Source organism: Allobosea sp. NPDC055353, assembly GCF_053644975.1.
The window spans coordinates 946,681-965,321 of record NZ_JBSHMC010000001.1 but is presented as its reverse complement, the minus strand read 5'-3'; the positions used below and the strand labels follow the sequence as shown (position 1 = coordinate 965,321).

The window sequence follows — 18,641 nt, the reverse complement described above, 5'->3', positions numbered from 1 at the left end:
CACAGCCGGCGCCTGCCGACCCTGACCTATGGCTTGTTCAGCCCGAGCGCGGTCAGAATCCTGTCGATGACCGGCCCGGAAAATGCCCGCCGTTCGAGAAAGGCGCGGGGGCTCTGCGCGAAAAGCGGGGATTTCTCGGTCAACTGGGCGAGCGCCTTCGCCTGTTTCTCCGGGTCGTTGTCGACAGCGGCCTTGAGCGCCTGGCCGAGCAGACTGAGCTGGCTCGTATCCGCGACCAGCATCCCGGCATGGCTTTCCGACGCATTCCTTGCCCCGGTCAGGTAAGCGCCCAGGAATGCATAGAAATCATATCGCGGCGGGCGGGCGACGCTGAGCGCGGTCGCGCGTTCCAGCAGCGGCAATCCTTCGAGCGGGCGATCGAGCCGCACGTAGAGCGCCCCCATGTCAGCCAGGATCTCCGGATCATAGGGGTTGCGGGTCTGCGCCTCGCGGCCCATCTGGATCGCCTCTTCGGTGGCGCCGCGCAGCAGCAGCACCTTCATCATCGCCTGGTAGGCCCGCGCTCCGGACGGGGCGAGGCGGATCGCCGTCAGCGCCGCGGCGAGAGAGCGGTCGAGCGGAGATCGTGCCTCGCCCGTGTCTCCCTGCGGCTCCGTGGCCGGCGAGGCCGGAGCCAGGCCGCGTTCGCCGAGCGTCATGATCGCGAGATGGGCCCAGGCCGGATAGAAACCCGGGTCCTGCTCGACCAGCTGGGCCAGGCAGAGTCGGGCAGCCTGGTGCATCTCGGGCAGCATGGCGCGGCGCGCGTCGAAGGCCTTCAGGATGCAGCGGATGGCGGGAGACGGCGAGAACTGGCGCGCATCCGCCAGAATGATGCCGAAGGGCTCGGTCAGCCGCGTCGCCAGCCGCCGCGCCATCTCGGCGAGATCGCTTTCCTGCAGCGCCGCAAGCGAGCGGCGGTTCGACGAAGTCGTCCAGACGATGCGCCCGTCCCGGACAAAGCGCAGGCGGCCGAGTCCCTCCGCCCCGCCATTGACGCCCTGGGCGTCGATCTCGAACACATAGTCGATCTCGTCCGAAAGCGTGGAGCCGGGCGACGGTGTCTTGATCGTGACGAGATCGTCGAAGCGCGCCATCGCATCGACGAGCAGCGCGGAGAAGCGACGCAGGATATCGGCCAGCCTGGGATCGGAAGGCGGATCGGGAATCGTGATCGCGACACGCACGAGGCGAGGCGCCGCTGCCGCCTCGGGCAACGCGTCGACGGCCTGCCCGACCGCAACCGATTTCGAGGCCTCGGATAAGACCGATCCACGCGGCGGCGCCAGATACCACCAGCCAAGCGCGAGCAGGCCCAGCGCCAGCGCGGCGAGAGTCAGGCCGGCCCAGCGGCGGGCCATGCGGCGATCCGGCTCGGGCTCATCTTCCGATCCGTCGGCCGCAACCCGGCTCCCCTCGCCGCCGAACCAGGTGAAGACCGGGACATACCCGCCCACCGGCATCGAAATCTGCACGGGGTCATCGCGGCCGTCCCCCGCATAATATTGCGCCAGCGACCGCCTCAGCCGCCCGGCCTCGACGCGGACGATCGGATCGATCTGGGGATTGAAGTCCGCTGGCCGGCCAAGGCCTTCGACCGCGATCGTATAGCCTTTCAGCTCGGCTGCCCGCCCTTCGACCGTACGCTCGACGATGAAGCTCAGAAACGCCGAAAGCTGAGGAGCGGCGCGAAAGGTGTCGGAGACGAGGACGCGGTCGAGACCCGCGCGAATGATCGCCGCGGCTCGGACATCCAGCCGTCCAGGATCATCTGCACCTTCCGTCATCGGGGTCCGTTCAGTTTGTCGCCCCCACCAGGGGAGCTTACGCCATTGGCGACCTAACGTCACCCGCAGCCGGCTTCGAGCCGTCATCCGCCGGACGCAGCCTTGAGCCGCCATGATGGCGATTTACAGGCTGCTGGCTCCTGCTAGCTTTAACCAAGGTTAATCCACAGGGGTCCTCGCATGACGTCAGCATCCTCCGCCATCGCCGCACCGAACGACCTCGAAGCCTACTGGATGCCGTTCACGGCCAACCGGTCGTTCAAGAAGAACCCGCGCATGGTCGCGCGGGCCGAGGGCATGTTCTACTACACGCCCGAAAACAAGCCGGTCATGGACGGCACCGCCGGCCTGTGGTGCTGCAATGCCGGCCATGCCCGCGAGCCGATCATCCAGGCGATCCAGGCGCAGGCGCGCGACCTCGATTACGCCCCCTCCTTCCAGTACGGCCACCCGAAGGTGTTCGCCGCCGCCGCGCGCATCGCGGCCCTGGCGCCGGGCGATCTCGACCACGTCTTCTTCGCCGGCTCCGGCTCGGAAGCGGGCGATTCGGCGCTCAAGATCGCGCTGGCCTACTGGAACGTCTCCGGTAAGGCCGCCAAGACCCGCCTGATCGGCCGCGAGCGCGGCTATCACGGCGTCGGCTTCGGTGGCATCTCGGTCGGCGGCATGTCGAACAACCGCAAGTTTTTCGGCTCGCTGCTCACCGGCGTCGACCACCTCGCCCACACTTACGACCGCGAGAAGCAGGCCTTCAGCAAGGGCGAGCCTGAATACGGCGCGCATTTTGCCGATGACCTGGAGCGCATCGTCGCGTTGCACGACGCCTCGACCATCGCCGCCGTCATCGTCGAGCCGATGGCCGGCTCGACCGGCGCGCTGCCGCCGCCGAAAGGCTACCTCAAGCGCCTGCGCGAGATCTGCGACAAGCACAACATCCTGCTGATCTTCGACGAGGTCATCACCGGCTTCGGGCGGCTGGGCTTCGCCTTCGCGGCCGAGCGCTACGGCGTAATCCCGGACATGATCACCTTCGCCAAGGGCGTGACCTCGGGCACCGTGCCGATGGGCGGCGTGATCGTGCGCAAGCACATCTACGAGGCCTTCATGGGCGGCCCGGACAATGTCATCGAGCTGTTCCACGGCTACACCTATTCGGGCCATCCGCTGGCGGCGGCCGCCTGCCTGGCGTCGCTCGACATCTACCGCGACGAAGGCCTGTTCGAACGGGCGCGCGCGATGGAAGACGCCTGGGCCGATGCGGTGATGAGCCTGAAGGGCGAGCCCAACGTCGTCGACATCCGCACGCTCGGCATCGTCGGCGCCGTCGACCTCGCACCCCGCGCCGACGGCGTCGGCAAGCGGGCCTTCGAAGCGATGGACCGTCTCTTCCGCGAGGAAGGGCTGATGGTGCGGACAGCCGCTGATACGCTCGCCTTCTCGCCGCCGCTGATCATCTCGGAGAGCCAGATCGAGGAGCTGATCGAGAAGCTGCGCCGGGCAATCCGGGCGGTTGCGAACTGAACAGCGGGGATACTGCTTCGTCATGGTCGGGCTTGTCCCGACCATCCACGTCTTCCTGTGAGCCACGCGGTGTTCAAGACATGGATGCTCGCCACAAAGGCGAGCATGACGTGGCAGCCGACGTTCTGCGACTTTAATCCCGCCTTAGCTTCCTGTACCTCGCAATCAGCCTGTCGCGCTTGAGCCGCGACAGGCGGTCGATCCAGAAGATGCCGTCGAGCTGGTCGATCTCATGCTGATGGCAGACGGCCAACAGGCCGTCGGCACCCTCGACATGCTCCACCCCGTCGAGATCGCGATAGCGCACGCGGACTTGGGCGTGGCGCTCCAGCTCGTCGGTCACGCCCGGCATCGAGACGCTGCCCTCGACATGGCGGATCGCCTCGCGCGAGACCGAGTCCAGCACCGGATTGACGTAGGTCCTCACCTCGCCCGGCGTCAGCTCCAGCACGACCAACCGCTGGGACACACCGATATGCGGGGCGGTGATGCCGATGCCGGGCGCCTCCCGCATCGTGTCGAGCAGATCGGCGGCAAGCTCGCGCAGATCGGCATCGAAGCGCGTGACCGCCGTGGCGGCGACGCGCAGGCGCGGATCGGGGAAGCGCAGGATCGGCCGGATGGCCATGACGGCCCGCCCGTTCAGGCCACCTTCTTCTCGGCCGTGCCGTAGAAGCTCTCGCCGGTCTTGGCCATGCGCTTGAGCAGGCGGTTCGGCTTGAAGCGCTCGCCATGGGCCTTGGCCAGCTTCTCGCAGAGCTTCACGAAGGCAGCCGCGCCCATGTTGTCGATATAGGAGAGCGTGCCGCCCGAGTAAGGCGCGAAGCCGAAGCCGATGATCGAGCCGACATCGGCCTCGCGCGGATCGGTGACGACGCCTTCCTCATAGGTCTTCGCGGCTTCGAGTGCCTGCGTCACCAGGAGGCGGTGCTGCAGCTCCTCCATGTCGACGCTGTCGGGATCGAGGCGCGGGCCTGCGAGATCGGCGAGGCCCGGCCAGAGCCGCTTCGGACCGGCTTCCGGATAGTCGTAGAAGCCCTTGCGGTTCTTGCGGCCCAGCCGCCCGTGCTTCTCGACCATGTCGGCGAGCAGCTTTTCCTGCGCCGGATCGACCGCGCTTTCGCCGAGCTGAGCCTTGGTCGCCTTCAGCACCTTGTAGGCGAGATCGACCGCGACCTCGTCATTGAGCGAGAGCGGGCCGACCGGCATGCCGGCCTGCTTGCCGGCGGCCTCGATCATCGCCGGCGGCACGCCTTCCATCAGCATCAGATGGCCTTCGCGGATATAGTTGCCGACGCAGCGATTGGCGTAGAAGCCGCGGGTATCGTTGACGACGATCGGCGTCTTCTTGATGGCGCGGACGAAATCCAGCGCCATAGCGAGCGCCTTCTTGCCGGTCTTCTTGGCCATGATGACCTCGACCAGCAGCATCTTCTCGACCGGCGAGAAGAAATGGATGCCGATGAAGTTCTTCGGGCGCTGGCTGGTCTGGGCGAGGCCGGTGATCGGCAGCGTCGAGGTGTTGGAGCCGAAGATCGTGCGCGGGCCGACGACCGCCTCGACCTTGGCGATGACCTCGGCCTTGACCTTCGGATCCTCGAACACGGCCTCGACGATCAGGTCGCAGCCCTTGAGATCGGCATAGTCTGCCGAGGCCTTGATTCGGCCGAGCAGCGCGTCGCGATCGGCGGTCTTGGCGCGGCCCTTCATGATCTGGTCGGAGACCAGCTTGTGCGAATAGGCCTTGCCCTTCTCGGCTGCCTCGATGTCCTTGTCGACCAGCACGACCTCCAGGCCGGCATTGGCCGTGACATAGGCGATGCCGGCGCCCATGAAGCCGGCGCCGATGACGCCGACCTTCTTGAGCTTCGAGGGCGGCACGTCGGCCGGGCGGCGGGCGCCCTTGTTGAGATCCTGCATCGAGACGAAGAGCGAGCGGATCATCGAAGCCGCCTCCTTCGTCCGCAGGATCTTGGCGAAGTAGCGGCTCTCAACCTTGAGGCCGAGATCGATCGGGAGTTGCAGGCCCTCATAGACCGCCGAGAGGATGGCGCGGGCCGCCGGGTAGTTGTCGTTGGTCTCGCGGCGATAAATCGCATTGGCCGGCGGCCAAATCTGCATGCCGGCCGGCGAATGCACCTTGTTGGAAGGCAGCTTGAAGCCCTTCTGGTCCCAGGCTTGAGTCGCCTGCGGGTTGGCCTTGAGCCAGTCCTTGGCGTTCTGGACGATGTCGGCGCGGGGCGCGACCGTATGGACGAGGCCGGAATTGCGCGCCGGCAGCGCCTTCACCTGCTCGCCCTTGAACATCATCTGCAGCGCGTCGCCGGTCTGCATCAGGCGCGCCACGCGCTGGGTGCCGCCGGCGCCCGGAAACAGCCCGACCTTGATCTCGGGCAGGCCGACGCGGGTCGAAGCATCGTCCGAGACGACGCGGTACTGACAGGAGAGCGAGAGCTCGAAGGCACCGCCAAGGCAGACGCCATGGATCGCGGCGGCGAAGGGCTTCCCGCAGGTTTCGAGCTTGCGGTAGAGCAGCGAGAGCTTGCGACTCTCGTCGAAGAAGCTCTGCATCGCGACCGCTTCGCCCTTCTCCTTGGCGAGCGTCACATAGAGGTCGCGCAGGCCCTGGAGCATGGTGAGATCGGCGCCGCCGGAGAAGCTCTCCTTGCCGGAGGTGATGACGCAGCCCTTGATGGCTTCATCGCCCGCGACCTTGTCGACGATCTGGTTGAGCTCTTCCATCACCTCTGGGGTGATGACGTTCATCGAGCGGCCCGGCATGTCCCAGGTCGCGACAGCGATGCCGTCGGCGTCGGTCTCGAAGCGGAAGTTGGTGAGGTTCATGGACGGTCCCTCCGGTGGGTCGGGTCATCCCGGACGCCGCATCGCGGCGATCCGGGATCGTCATCAGGAAAAGGCGGTGCTGGGGGCTAGCTCGTCATGCGGTCCCGTGTCTGCGCAGCGGCATTGCATGCCGCAGCGCGCACGGGATGACGCCTGTCACACCCGCTCGATGATGGTGGCGACGCCCATGCCGACGGCGACGCAGAGCGTCACCAGCGCGGTCTGCTTGTCCTGACGCTCCAGTTCGTCGAGCACGGTGCCGAGCACCATGGCGCCGGTTGCGCCGAGCGGATGGCCCATGGCGATGGCGCCGCCATTGACGTTCAGGACGGCGTCATCGATGTCGAGCGCCTGCTGGTAGCGCAGCACCACCGAGGAAAAGGCCTCGTTCAGCTCGAAAAGGTCGATGTCCTTCTTGGACATACCGGCCTTTTTCAGCACGAGTTCGGTGACATCGACCGGGCCAGTCAACATCAGCGCGAGGTCGGAGCCGACCGTGGCGAAGGCCTTGATGCGGGCGCGGGGCTTCAAACCCGCGGCCTTGCCGGCCTTCTTCGAACCGACGAGCACGGCAGCCGCGCCATCGACGATGCCGGAAGAATTGCCGGCATGATGGACGTGGTTGATGAACTCGACATCCGGATGCGCGGCGGTGGCAACCGCATCGAAGCCGCCCATCTCGCCCATCTGGACAAAGGAGGCCTTGAGCGCGGCCAGCGCCTGCATGTCGGTGCCCGGCCGGATCGTCTCGTCATGGTCGAGGATGGTCAGGCCGTTGACGTCGGTGACCGGGATCACCGAATTCTTGAAGCGGCCTTCCTTCCAGGCTTTTGCCGCGCGCTGGTGCGAGCGCACGGCGAAGGCGTCGACATCGTCGCGGGAGAAACCGTATTTGGTCGCGATCAGGTCGGCGGAGACGCCCTGCGGCATGAAATAGGTGTCGATGGCGACTGATGGATCGACCGCGATGCCGAAGCCCGAGGCGCCCATGCCGATGCGTGACATCGATTCGACGCCGCCGCCGATCGCCATCTCCTTCTGGCCGGACATGACCTGCGCCGCGGCAAGGTTCACCGCATCGAGGCCCGAGGCGCAAAAGCGGTTGATCTGGACGCCCGGCACTTCCTTGCCGTAGCCGGCCTTGAGCGCGACGGTGCGGGCGATATCGGCGCCGGCCTCGCCGACCGGGTCGACGCAGCCCATCACCACGTCCTCGACGAGGAGAGGATCGAGGTTGTTGCGATCCTTGATCGCGCGCAGCGCCTGGGTGCCGAGCTCGATCGCCGTCACTTCGTGAAGCGAGCCGTCGGCCTTGCCCTTGCCGCGCGGGGTGCGGACGTGATCGTAGATGAATGCGTCTGCCATCGAGGGAACTCCCTGGCGTTATTCTTGGTCGAGCCTATCCGTCATTGCGAGCGAAGCGAAGCAATCCACGGGGACCGGGTCGAAGCGTCGAGCCCTGCGGCTCCTGGATTGCTTCGTCGCTATGCTCCTCGCAATGACGGCGAGGCCGGCGGGGCTCAGAACTGCTCGGCGCTCAGCGCCATGGTGGTGTCGGCGCCAGAGGTGATACGCGCCAGATGGGCGCCGGTTTCCGGCAAGGTGCGCTCCATGAAGAAGCGCGCCGTCACCAGCTTTGCGCTCATCCGCTCGTCGGCACCGGCCTTGAGCTTCTCCTGCGCGGCCTTGGCCATCTTCACCCACATGTAGCCGAGCGAGACCAGGCCAAGCAGATGCATGAAATCGTTGGCGCCGGCGCCGGCATTGTCCGGCTTGGCGAGCGCGTTGTTCATGAACCACATCGCCGCCTGCTGGAGATGGCCCAGCGAAACCTGCAAAGGCCCGAGCAGCGGCTTCAGCGCCTCGTCCTCGGCATTCTCCTTGAGGAAGGCGCCGACCTCGTTGAAGAAGGCCATGATGCCGCGGCCGCCGTCACGGCCGAGCTTGCGGCCGACGAGGTCCATCGCCTGCACGCCGTTGGCGCCCTCATAGATCATCGCGATGCGGGCATCGCGGACGAACTGCTCGACGCCGGTCTCGGCGATATAGCCATGGCCGCCGAACATCTGCTGCGCCTTCACGGCATTGTCGAAGCCGACATCCGTGAGCACGCCCTTGAGCACCGGGGTCATCAGGCCGAGCTGGTCGTCGGCCGCCTGGCGCTCCGCCGCATCGCCGGAGCGATGGGCGATGTCGGATTTCAGCGCGTTCCACAGCACGAAGGCGCGAGCGGCCTCGTTGAAGGCCTTGATCGACATCAGCGTGCGGCGCACGTCGGGATGGACGATGATCGGGTCGGCCGGCTTGGCCGGCTCCTTGGCGCCTGTGAGCGCGCGGCCCTGCAGGCGCTCCTTCGCATAGGCGACGGCGTTCTGGTAGGCGACCTCGGACTGGGCGAGACCCTGGATGGCGACGCCGAGGCGAGCCTCGTTCATCATCACGAACATGGCGTTGAGGCCCTTGTTCTCGGCCCCGACCAGCCAGCCCTGCGCGCCGTCATAGTTCATGACGCAGGTCGCATTGCCGTGAATGCCCATCTTGTGCTCGATCGAGCCGCAGGAGACGTGGTTGTTCTCTCCGACGGAGCCATCCTCGCCCACCGCATTCCTCGGCACGACGAAGAGCGAGATGCCCTTCACGCCGGCCGGCGCGCCCTCGATGCGGGCGAGCACGAGATGGACGATGTTCTCGGTGATGTCCTGCTCGCCGGCCGAGATGAAGATCTTGGTGCCGGTGATGGCATAGGAGCCGTCGCCGTTCGGCACGGCCTTGGTCTTGAGGAGGCCGAGATCGGTGCCGCAATGCGGCTCGGTCAGGTTCATGGTGCCCGACCAGGTGCCGTCGATCATCTTCGGCAGGTAGGTCTGCTTGATCTCGTCGGAGCCGTGGACATAGAGCGCGGCGATCGCGCCCATGGTCAGGCCCGGATACATCGCGAAGGCCATGTTCGCGGCCGAGGCATATTCGTTCATCACGGCGCCGAGCGTATAGGGCAGGCCCTGCCCGCCATATTCAGGGTCCATGGCGAGGCCGATCCAGCCGCCGCCAGCATAGGCCTGATAGGCCTCCTTGAAACCCTTCGGCGTAGTCACGCTGCCGTCAGCGTTGCGGGTGCAACCCTCCTGGTCGCCAGAATGGTTGATCGGCTGGAGGACTTCCTCGCAGAGCTTGGCGCCCTCGCCGAGCACGGCCTCGATCACGTCCGATGACGCGTCGGCGAAGCCCGGCAGGTTGTTGTAGCGCTCGATGTTGAAGACGTCGTTTAGCAGGAAAAGCGTGTCGTCGACGGGCGCCTTGTAGACCGGCATCTGATCCTCCCTCTCGTCGCAAGGCGGCGGCTGGTTCCTGTCGCCGCAGCAAGATAGTTCATATATAAACAATCTGGGCGGAGTTGCAACTGCAGCGTCGCGATTTGTCGCTTGCGGGATGGCGGGAACATGACGCGGCCATAAAAAAAAGCCCCGGCGAAGCCGGGGCTTTGACTGTCGAGCCGAGAGCCTCAGGCTTTCGGCATACGAACGAGCGATGCTTCGAGCTCGGTGATCGCGCTTTCGATCTCGCCGCGCTGGCTGCGCAGCAGCTCGAGCTGCTCCACGATCTGCTCGCGGCTGAGCTGAAGCCCCCCGACGGAAGCTGCCATATCGCCGGCTCCGCCCTTCTTGTCCTCGTTGGCCAGCATGGCGCGGATCTCGACGAGCGTGAAACCGAGCTGCTTGCCCTTGAGGATCAGAGCAAGACGCGCCCGGTCGCGCGCCGAATAGATGCGGGTCATGCCGGAACGGCTCGGGGCGATCAGGCCCCGCGATTCATAGAAGCGGAGCGTGCGCAGCGTGACGCCGAAATCGCGGGCAAGATCGCTGATGCTGAAATCGCCGGTCTGGTCGGCATCGGGGGAGCGGGTTTCATGAATCGAGGAACCCGCCACAGCTAGGCTTTGGCGTGACATGAAAGCTGCAATCCTTGCGAGTGTGTCGAATCGCCGGCCATTGGCGGCGTCGATTGGTGTCGCAGTGATAGGGTGGGCGCTCCCGCAGCGTCAGGTAATACGTCGCCCCGGCGGGGTAAGTTACCGTTACATGGCCCGGAAAGGTGCCTTCCCAAAGGGCATTCTCAAAAAATTAACGATCGGAGCCCCGGTTATTAACCTGCTGTTTACCATGCCGGCCAAATGTCGGGAACGCGCATCGGCGTCGTGGCTTCGTCAACGATATCTTCACGATCAGCCAAGGTACGCGCGGAAGGTGACGGCACCAGGGGGCCTCGCCTGCCGCAGACAAGGTCCCCTTAGGCGAGCGAAATCATGGCCACGAGCTTGCCCTGGAGCGTAAAGGGCGTCGATCCCCGGACGCGCGATGCGGCAAAGGCAGCGGCCCGCCGCCTGGGAATGACGCTGGGCGAATGGCTCGACCACAAGATCCGCGACGAGAGCGAGGAGGCTCACTTCCCCGCTGCTGCCCCTGCCCCCGAGCAGCTTGACATCACGGCCCTGTCCGAGCGGTTGGCCCGCCTGTCGCAGGGCCGGACCGATACCGCACCGCGCCAGCCGGCTCCGAACCCGTCGCGCGAGGCGATCGACAGCCTCGTCGGCCAGGCCGCCGCTCTCGAAAGCATGACCCGCGAGGCCAATGCCCGGACCGCAGGCGCGCTGGATTCGATCACCCGCTGGATCGAGAAGACCGAGGACCGCCTGTCGTCGAGCGAGCGCGGTTCGGCCGAGCGCCAGGAGCGCGCCACCAACGTCATTGCCGACGCGATCAAGACGATGGGCGAGCGCATCGCCGAAATCGAGCGCCGCAGCGTCGAGACCCAGCAGAGCCGCGCCGAACAGGCGCCCCGCCTCGCCTTCAGCCGCGAAGGGCTTGCCGCCGCCGTCACCGACATCCGCACGCGCCAGCGCGTCCTCGACACCGACGAGGGCACACGGCCGGCCGCGGTCGCGCCCGAGCGCATCTCGGCCCTGCGCGAGGACCTGCGCGAGCTCGGCTCGCGGCTCTCCTACGAGGGCCGCCGCCCGGCCCAGCCGCAGCGGCCGGCCGCCCCGGTCCGCGTCGATACCAGCGCCATCGAAGCCAAGATCGGCCTGCTGGCCGAGCGCCTCGACCGGTTCGACCGGCGCGACCAGTTCGAACCCCTGCTGAAGCCCCTCACCCGCATCGAGGCGGAAGTCTCGCGGTTGTCCCAGGACCGGGCCGGCGAGAGCTACCAGCGCTTCCAGCTGGAGATCGCGCATCTCGCCGCCAAGGTCGATGCGCTCGCCACCCGCGGCGGCCAGGTCACCAATCTCGATCCCATCCGGCGGGACATCGCCGAACTCCGCGACATCCTCGGTGCCGGCGGGCAGGACCACAAGCTCGACGACCTCTCCCAACAGGTGGCGACTCTCGGCTTCGAGATCGGCCGGCTGCGCGACGTCCGCCCCGACATGGGCGAGATGCGCAGCCTGGCGAGCGCGATCGACGACGTGCGCAGCGTGGTGCTGTCGCAGCGCGGCGAGTTCCCCGGCGCCGGCCTGCTGACCTCCCTTTCGAGCCAGGTCGACGCGCTGTCGCGCAAGTTCGACGAGGTCGCCACGCAGAAGCTGGACGAGGGCAGCGCCTCCCGGCAGAGCGACTACCTCGCCAGCCGCATCGACTCGCTGCAGCAGCGGATCGACGTCCTGGTCGAGCAGGGGCCGTCCAACGTCACCCGCGAGATCGAGGCCCTCTCGAGCCGGATCGAAAGCCTTGCGGCCTCGAACCAGATGACGCGGATCGCCGGAGAAGGTGCGGCCGCGGTCGATCTCAACCCGATCGAGCAGATGCTGCGCCATCTCGCCGAGAAGATCGACGAAGCCGGCGCGCCCGGCGCGAACGCCGAATCCTTCGATGCCCTCGAACGGCAGATTTCCGGCATCGCCAGCCGCCTCGACGAGGCGTCCGCGACCCGCTCGGCCGAGAATGGCATGGAGCGCACGCTGCAGGATCTCGTCGTGCACCTGCGTTCGATGCGCGAGGAAACGGCGGCCGAACGCGCTGCCCTCGTCCAGGCCGCCAGCACCGCCGCTTCCGGCAAGGGCATCGCCGAACTGTCGAGCCTGGTGACGGGCCTGCGCGACAACCATGTCTCGTCCGACAGCCAGACGCGCGACGCGATCGGCGCCGTTCACGGCTCGCTCGAACTGATCATGTCGCGGCTGGCGAGCCTCGAAGCCGAGCTGCAGGGCGAGCGGCATCCGCCGACGAACGGACTGGCCGCAGCGATGCGCGCCGGGGATGGCGTGATCCGGACCAATCCCGTCTCGACCCGTGACAGCACGAACCTCTCGGTCGGCGTCGCAGCGCAGGACCGCTTTGCCATGCCGGCCGGCGAGCCCGTCCGCAGCGAGCCGGCCCTGCCGGCGAGCACCGCTTTCGACATTCCGCTGGAGCCGGGCTCCGGGCGCCCGCGCCCCGAGACCGTGATCGGCGCAGGCCAGGACCCGCAATCGGTGCGCCAGAGCCTGATCGCCGCCGCACGGCGCTCCGCCAAGGCCGCCAGCGAGGCGGCGGCATCAACGCCCTCGCCCGCAGCGGAGCCGACGGCGAAGAGCCCGGGCCGCCTCAAGGATATCCTGGAGAAGCGCAAGCGCCCGCTGCTGCTCGGCCTCGCCGCGCTGATCCTCGCCATGGGCACCGCCCATCTCGTCACGAATTCCCTGCGCGGCGACAGCACCAAGACCGCCAACAGCGAAGCGCGCAGCCTGATCGTGCCGCCCGCCGCCCAGCCGGAAGCGCCGGCCACGCCGGCGCAGGCCCCCGCCAAGGACCAGTCCTCGGCGCTGCCCGCAACCCCGCAGGACGCTCCCGCCCAAGCGGCCGTGAACCAGGCCGCACCCGAGCAGCCCGCTGCCGCGGCGGCCGCGCCCGCAACCCCTGCCATCGCGGAAGCCGCACCCGCAGCCACGACCGCTCCGGCCGAACAGGTTCAGGCCGTGACCGGGATCGGCGACCTGCCGGCCGGGTTCGGCAGTGCCGGCCTGCGCAAGGCCGCCCAGGACGGCGATGCACGCGCGGTCTACGAACTCGCGAGCAAGGCCGCCGACGGCCCCGCCAACCAGCGCGATCCGAAGCTGGCCCTGCGCCTGTTCGAGCGCGCCGCGGTCGCCGGCCTCGCCCCGGCCCAGTTCCGCGTCGGCAACATGTTCGAGAAGGGCATCGGCACGCAGCGCGACCTGTCGCTCGCCCGGATCTGGTACCAGCGCGCTGCCGAACGCGGCAACGCCAAGGCGATGCACAACCTCGCCGTGCTCCATGCCGAAGGCGCCGCCGGCAAGCCGGATTACGCCATGGCGACGGAGTGGTTCCGCCGCGCCGCCGAACTCGGTGTCCGTGACAGCCAGTATAATCTCGCCGTCCTGCTCGGCCGCGGCCTCGGCGCGCCGACTGATCTCGCCCAGTCCTTCGTCTGGTTCTCGGTCGCGGCCAGCCAGGGCGACGAGGATGCCGGGCGCAAGCGCGACGAGGTGGCCCAGCGCCTGAAGGCGGAAGACCTCACCTCGGCCAAAGCGGTCGCCGCGAGCTGGAAGCCGAAGACGCTCGATGCCGCCGCCAACGAGGTCGCGGCCCCCGCCAAGGGCTGGGACCCCCAGCCGACCGCAGCGGCTGCCAAGCCGGCCAAACAGTCCCGGTCCTGAGCCGCGTTGCGCAACGTCATGCTTTCGACGTGTTGACGCGGCACGAAGAACAATCGTTTCCTAGGGCGGGCCGGAAGCGGCCCGCCTTTTCCTTTCAGGAACTTGTCTTAACCCAGGCGCTCTAGTCTGGGGCCCATCAGGCGCATGCAAACGTCCATGCGCCCGCCTTGCGAGGGGTAAGCGTGCAGATCTACCTGCCGATCGCCGAGCTGCCGATCAGCGTGCTGATGGTTCTCGGCCTGAGTGGCGCGGTGGGCTTCATCTCCGGCCTGTTCGGCGTCGGCGGCGGCTTCCTGCTGACTCCCCTCCTGATCTTCCTCGACATCCCGCCGGCGGTCGCCGTTGCCACGGTCGCGGCGCAGGTCGCGGGCTCCTCGATGACCGGCGTCCTCACCTATCTCCGGCGCAAGGCGCTCGATCTCAAGCTCGGCGGCGTGCTGGTGAGCGGCGGCATCCTCGGCACGGTGCTCGGCGTGCTGTTCTTCAACACGATGAAGCGGCTCGGCCAGCTCGAGCTCGTCATCACCCTGTCCTATGTCACGCTGTTCTCGATCATCGGCGGGCTGATGCTCTACGACGCGCTGCGGGCGATGCTGCGCGTCCGAGCCGGCAAGCCGGCGCGCCTGAAGCGGCGCGGCGGCATGCATCCGTGGTGGATGGGCCTGCCCTTCCGCCAGCGCTTCTACCGGTCCGGCCTTTATTGCAGCGTCATTCCGATCGCGCTGCTCGCGGTGATCATCGGCTTCATCGGCGCCGTGCTCGGCGTCGGCGGCGGCTTCATCCTGGTGCCCGGCCTGATCTATTTCTTCCGCATTCCGCCAGCCGTGGTGGTCGGCACCTCGCTGTTCCAGATCCTGGTGACGATGACCGGCGCCACCGTGCTGCACGCCGTCACCAACCAGTCGGTCGACATCGTGCTGGCCGTGCTGCTGCTGCTCGGCGGGGTGATCGGCGCGCAGTTCGGCGGCCGCGCCGCGCGCAGCCTCAATGTCGAATCCTTCCGCCTGCTGCTGGCGCTGCTGATCCTCTCCGTCGGCCTTCGCTTCGCCATCGAGCTGTTCATCCCGCCGAGCGAACCCTTCTCGGTCGTCGTGCCGGAGAGCGGACGATGAGGTGGCTCGCTGCAACCCTCGCCGCTCTCGCGTTCGGGCTTACCGCCGGCACGGCCCGCGCCGAGACGCTGATCGCGGCAATGTCGAGCCACCAGATCCAGATCACCTCGAACTATACCGGCAGCCAGCTCACGGTGTTCGGCCTGGTCGAGCGCGACGGCAGGACGGTCTCGCGCGGCGACCCCTACGACATCATCGTCACGGTGCGCGGTCCCCGGCGCATGCTGCTGGTGCGCGAGAAAGAACGGCTCGGCCCGATTTGGATCAACCGGACGCAACGGCGTTTTCCCGACAACCCGGTCTTCCTGCATGTCGCCAGCAACCGCCCGATCGCGGAGATGATGTCGAACGAGACGGCGCAGCGCGACCGCATCGGCCTCGTCAATGCCGAGCGCCCCTCCGGCAGCTGGGTCGATCTCGATCCCGGCGCGCGGCGCTTCCGCGAAAGCCTCGTCCGGATCATGCAGGGCAAGGACCTCTACGGCTACGAGGAGCGCGGCGTCACCTTCCTGTCGAACGCGCTGTTCAGCGCGCCGGTCGACATCCCCGCCACGGCGCCGACCGGCTCCTACACCGTCGACATCGTGCTCTATTCCGGCGGTGTGCCCCTGGCCCGGCAGCAGACCAATTTCGAGGTGATCAAGACCGGCATCGAGCAGCGCCTGGCGCTGGGCGCCTATGACTGGGCCCTGCTCTACGGCCTCATCACGGTCCTGCTGGCACTGTTCCTCGGCTGGGGCGCGAGCGTGATCTTCCGGCGCGACTAGGACCTACGGACAATTGCCGGATCACACCTGGCGAGCTCCGTTGTCATTCCGGGGCTTCGCGCCAGCGAAGAACCCGGAATGAAAAGGATTTGGCTTGCATTCGCTGCAATCAAGGGGCCGCAGCCCCTAAAACAGCTCGGCATAGGGCAGGAAGGGCGCGGCCTCCCCCGCCTCGAGCCGCGCGATCTCCTCCGCCAGCACGACGAGCCCGTCCGACTGCGCAAGCGAGGCGAGCGAGCCCGCCCCCTCACCCGGATGCCTGCGCGCGATGGTCACGCCCTCGCCATCCTGCTCCAGCGACACCCGCAGGAACTCGCGCCGGCCCGGCTTCTTGGCATGCGCGAAGCCCAGCCGAACCAGCCGGGCCTGCGGCGGGGAATAAGTCTCGCCCGCCAATCGGGCGAGCAGCGGGCGCGCGACGAAGGCGAACCCGACGAAGACCGCAACCGGATTGCCGGGCAGCCCGATGAAGGGAGTGCCGGCAACGCGGCCGATCGCGATCGGCTTGCCCGGCTTGATCGCCACGCGCCAGAGATCGAGCGTGCCGCAGGTCATGACCGCATCCCTGACATGGTCTGCCTCGCCGACCGAGACGCCGCCGGATGTGAGGACGAGATCGCAGCCGGCGGCCGCCTCGCGCAGCCGTCGCTCCAGGCCCTTGGCTTCGTCGCTCAGGATGCCGAGATCGACGACTTCCGCGCCGGCTCGCACCAGCATGGCACGCAGCATCGCCCGGTTGGCGTCGTAGATCGCGCCGGGGCCGAGCGTCCAACCGGGCTCCGTCAATTCGTCGCCGGTCGAGAACAGCGCAACACGCGGGCGCCGGCGCACCGTGACATCGGCCAGCCCCAATGCTGCGAGCAGGCCAAGATCCTGCGGGCGCAGGCGCCGCCCGGCCGGCAGTACCTCCTGCCCGCGCACCACATCCTCACCGGCCGGGCGCAGGTTGGCGCCGCGTCTGATGCCGGCCGGCAGGACGACCGCATCCTTCTCCGCGACGACGTCCTCCTGCATCACGATCGTATCGGCGCCCTCGGGAACAGGCGCTCCGGTGAAGATGCGCCAGGCGCCATGTTCCAGCGACGCAGCAGCTTCGCCTGCCATCGTCCGGCCGCGGATCGGCAGACGGGCCGCCGCACCGGTCGTGAGATCGGCGAAGCGGATGGCATAGCCGTCGACCGCGGAATTGGCGAAGGGGGGCAAGTCGCGGGGCGCGACCACCGCTTGCGCCAGCACATGACCATCGGCCTCGGCAAGAGGCAGTTCCAGCGCACCGCCAACCGGATGGACGCGCGACACGGCGTCGGCCGCGGCTTCGTCCAGCGTGAGGAGCCCGGAATCGGATCTGCCGCCGCCCAGTCGCACCATCACGGTCCCCGCCTGCTTCGGCCGCCTGGACGCATCGCCGCCCGCTTCCTCCCGATCGCTCGCTTCTTCATCGTCGGCGTGGCGGAAGGGGTCAAGTGACCTGCGTCAAGGCGGCGGTTGCCGCGCCCCGAACAGCCGTCCTATGAAGCAGCATGACGACGATCGCCTCTGCGGACGCAACCCAGGATGCCATTGCGCTCGACCTGCGCGGCCTGAAATGTCCGCTCCCGGTGCTGCGTGTCCGCAAGGCGCTCATCGCCGCACAGGCCGGCAGCCTGCTCGTCGTGCGCTGCACCGATCCAATGGCGGCGATCGACCTGCCGAACCTGGCGCGCGAGACCGGCAGCATCATCGAGCGAGCGGGGGATGCGGATGGCGCCCTCGTCTTCCATATCCGCAAGGCGGCGTGAGGCCGCGAGCGAACGGAGTTCAACCACGTGAGCCTTTCCCAAGCCGATGTCCTGCGGGCGCTCGAACTGGTGAAGCTGCCGGCGAGCGGGCAATCGCTCGCCGCCTCCGGCCGGATCGGCGATATTCTCGTCGATGGCGGCAAGGTGATCTTCGCGATCGGCATCGACGCGACCGAAGCCGCGGCGATGGAACCGGTGCGCAAGGCGGCCGAGAGCGCGGTCGGCGGCCTGCCCGGCGTGACGCAGGTGCTGGTCGGGCTGACCGCCGACAAGGCCGGTCCCTCGGCCGGCATGCAGGCCCGCCAGCAGGCGCAGCGCCCCGGACCGGGCGGGCCGCCGAAGCCCGCCGGCGTGCCGGGCGTGAAGCAGATCATCGCCGTCGCCAGCGGCAAGGGCGGCGTCGGCAAGTCGACGACCGCGGCCAATCTCGCGGTGGCGCTCTCGACGCTCGGTCTCAAGGTCGGCGTGCTCGATTCGGATATCTACGGGCCGTCGATGCCGAAGATATTCGGGATCACCGGCAAGCCGCAGATCGTCTCCGGCCGGACGCTGGCGCCGATGGAAGCCTACGGGCTCAAGGTGATGTCGATCGGCTTCCTCGTCAACGAGGAGACGCCCATGATCTGGCGCGGGCCAATGGTGATCTCGGCGATCACCCAGATGCTGCGCGAAGTCGCCTGGGGCGAGCTCGACGTGCTGGTCGTCGACATGCCGCCGGGCACCGGCGATGCGCAGCTCACCATGGCCCAGCAGGTGCCGCTCGCAGGCGCCGTCATCGTCTCGACGCCGCAGGACCTCGCCCTGCTCGACGCGCGCCGCGGCGTCGCGATGTTCAGGAAGGTCGCGGTGCCGATCCTCGGCCTCGTCGAGAACATGAGCTATTTCACCTGCCCGGCCTGCGGGCACCGCTCCGATATCTTCGCCCATGGCGGCGCCCGGCACGAGGCCGAGCGGCTCGGCATCCCCTTCCTCGGTGAGATCCCGCTGGCCATGCCGATCCGCGAGACTTCCGACGGCGGGCGGCCGATCGTCGCCAGCGATCCGTCGAGCGCCCATGCCAAGGCCTATGTCGCGCTGGCGCGTCAGGTGCAGGCCAGCCTCGGCGGCGCGGTGCGGGCCGCGCCGCGGATCGTCATCGAATAGCGGCAATCCCGCGATGTCAGCGGCTTGACAGGCGCCGG

At 67.8% G+C, this 18,641-nt stretch carries 13 protein-coding genes; 6 read left to right on the top strand and 7 right to left on the bottom strand.

All coding sequences use genetic code 11. The annotated features are described in order from the left end of the window. Nucleotides 1–26: 26 nt before the first annotated feature. Nucleotides 27–1,787 carry a tetratricopeptide repeat protein gene (locus ACWIEX_RS04365; protein WP_454031899.1) on the bottom strand — a complete coding sequence of 587 codons (1,761 nt, stop codon included), beginning with the start codon at nt 1,785–1,787 and terminating at the stop codon, nt 27–29. Between the two features lie 180 nt (nt 1,788–1,967). Between ACWIEX_RS04365 and aptA the strand changes: the two genes are divergently transcribed. After that, nucleotides 1,968–3,308: an omega-aminotransferase AptA gene (aptA, locus tag ACWIEX_RS04360; protein ID WP_454031898.1), complete on the top strand. Its 1,341-nt coding sequence runs from the start codon at nt 1,968–1,970 to the stop codon at nt 3,306–3,308. A gap of 133 nt (nt 3,309–3,441) precedes the next feature. On the opposite strand, the gene ACWIEX_RS04355 is transcribed toward aptA, so the two are convergent. The 5 genes from ACWIEX_RS04355 to ACWIEX_RS04335 all read right to left on the bottom strand — a co-directional run bounded on the left by ACWIEX_RS04355 (nt 3,442) and on the right by ACWIEX_RS04335 (nt 10,098). Continuing rightward, nucleotides 3,442–3,936: a peptide deformylase gene (locus ACWIEX_RS04355; protein WP_454031897.1), complete on the bottom strand. Its 495-nt coding sequence runs from the start codon at nt 3,934–3,936 to the stop codon at nt 3,442–3,444. Nucleotides 3,937–3,950: 14 nt separating this feature from the next. Then, complete coding sequence (locus ACWIEX_RS04350; RefSeq protein WP_454031896.1) at nt 3,951–6,152, bottom strand: 3-hydroxyacyl-CoA dehydrogenase NAD-binding domain-containing protein; 2,202 nt, start codon at nt 6,150–6,152, stop codon at nt 3,951–3,953. Nucleotides 6,153–6,308: 156 nt separating this feature from the next. Further along, complete coding sequence (locus ACWIEX_RS04345; RefSeq protein WP_454031895.1) at nt 6,309–7,517, bottom strand: acetyl-CoA C-acetyltransferase; 1,209 nt, start codon at nt 7,515–7,517, stop codon at nt 6,309–6,311. A 155-nt stretch (nt 7,518–7,672) separates the two neighbouring features. Then, entirely contained in the window at nt 7,673–9,460 is a 1,788-nt protein-coding gene (locus ACWIEX_RS04340) for an acyl-CoA dehydrogenase C-terminal domain-containing protein (RefSeq protein WP_454031894.1), read from the bottom strand. A gap of 191 nt (nt 9,461–9,651) precedes the next feature. Continuing rightward, nucleotides 9,652–10,098 (bottom strand): MerR family transcriptional regulator, encoded by a 447-nt coding sequence (locus ACWIEX_RS04335; RefSeq protein WP_454031893.1) that lies wholly within the window; start codon nt 10,096–10,098, stop codon nt 9,652–9,654. A gap of 354 nt (nt 10,099–10,452) precedes the next feature. On the opposite strand from ACWIEX_RS04335, the gene ACWIEX_RS04330 reads away from it, so the two are divergent. The 3 genes from ACWIEX_RS04330 to ACWIEX_RS04320 all read left to right on the top strand — a co-directional run bounded on the left by ACWIEX_RS04330 (nt 10,453) and on the right by ACWIEX_RS04320 (nt 15,682). Continuing rightward, nucleotides 10,453–13,803, top strand: a complete 3,351-nt coding sequence (locus ACWIEX_RS04330) for an SEL1-like repeat protein (RefSeq protein ID WP_454031892.1) — start codon at nt 10,453–10,455, stop codon at nt 13,801–13,803. Between the two features lie 182 nt (nt 13,804–13,985). Continuing rightward, nucleotides 13,986–14,915, top strand: coding sequence for a sulfite exporter TauE/SafE family protein (locus tag ACWIEX_RS04325; protein WP_061964991.1), 930 nt, complete (start codon nt 13,986–13,988; stop codon nt 14,913–14,915). Then, nucleotides 14,912–15,682, top strand: coding sequence for a TIGR02186 family protein (locus ACWIEX_RS04320; RefSeq protein WP_454031891.1), 771 nt, complete (start codon nt 14,912–14,914; stop codon nt 15,680–15,682). The genes ACWIEX_RS04325 and ACWIEX_RS04320 overlap by 4 nt, the downstream gene beginning before the upstream one ends. 126 nt (nt 15,683–15,808) lie before the next feature. Here ACWIEX_RS04320 and ACWIEX_RS04315 read toward each other — a convergent pair whose 3' ends face one another. After that, a complete protein-coding gene (locus ACWIEX_RS04315; protein WP_454031890.1) occupies nt 15,809–17,050 on the bottom strand; it encodes a molybdopterin molybdotransferase MoeA in 1,242 nt (413 codons plus the stop codon). Between the two features lie 152 nt (nt 17,051–17,202). Between ACWIEX_RS04315 and ACWIEX_RS04310 the strand changes: the two genes are divergently transcribed. Continuing rightward, on the top strand, nt 17,203–17,460 hold the full coding sequence (locus ACWIEX_RS04310) for a sulfurtransferase TusA family protein (protein WP_454031889.1): 258 nt from the start codon (nt 17,203–17,205) through the stop codon (nt 17,458–17,460). 27 nt (nt 17,461–17,487) lie between these two features. After that, nucleotides 17,488–18,603: an Mrp/NBP35 family ATP-binding protein gene (locus ACWIEX_RS04305; RefSeq protein ID WP_454031888.1), complete on the top strand. Its 1,116-nt coding sequence runs from the start codon at nt 17,488–17,490 to the stop codon at nt 18,601–18,603. Nucleotides 18,604–18,641: the final 38 nt, after the last annotated feature.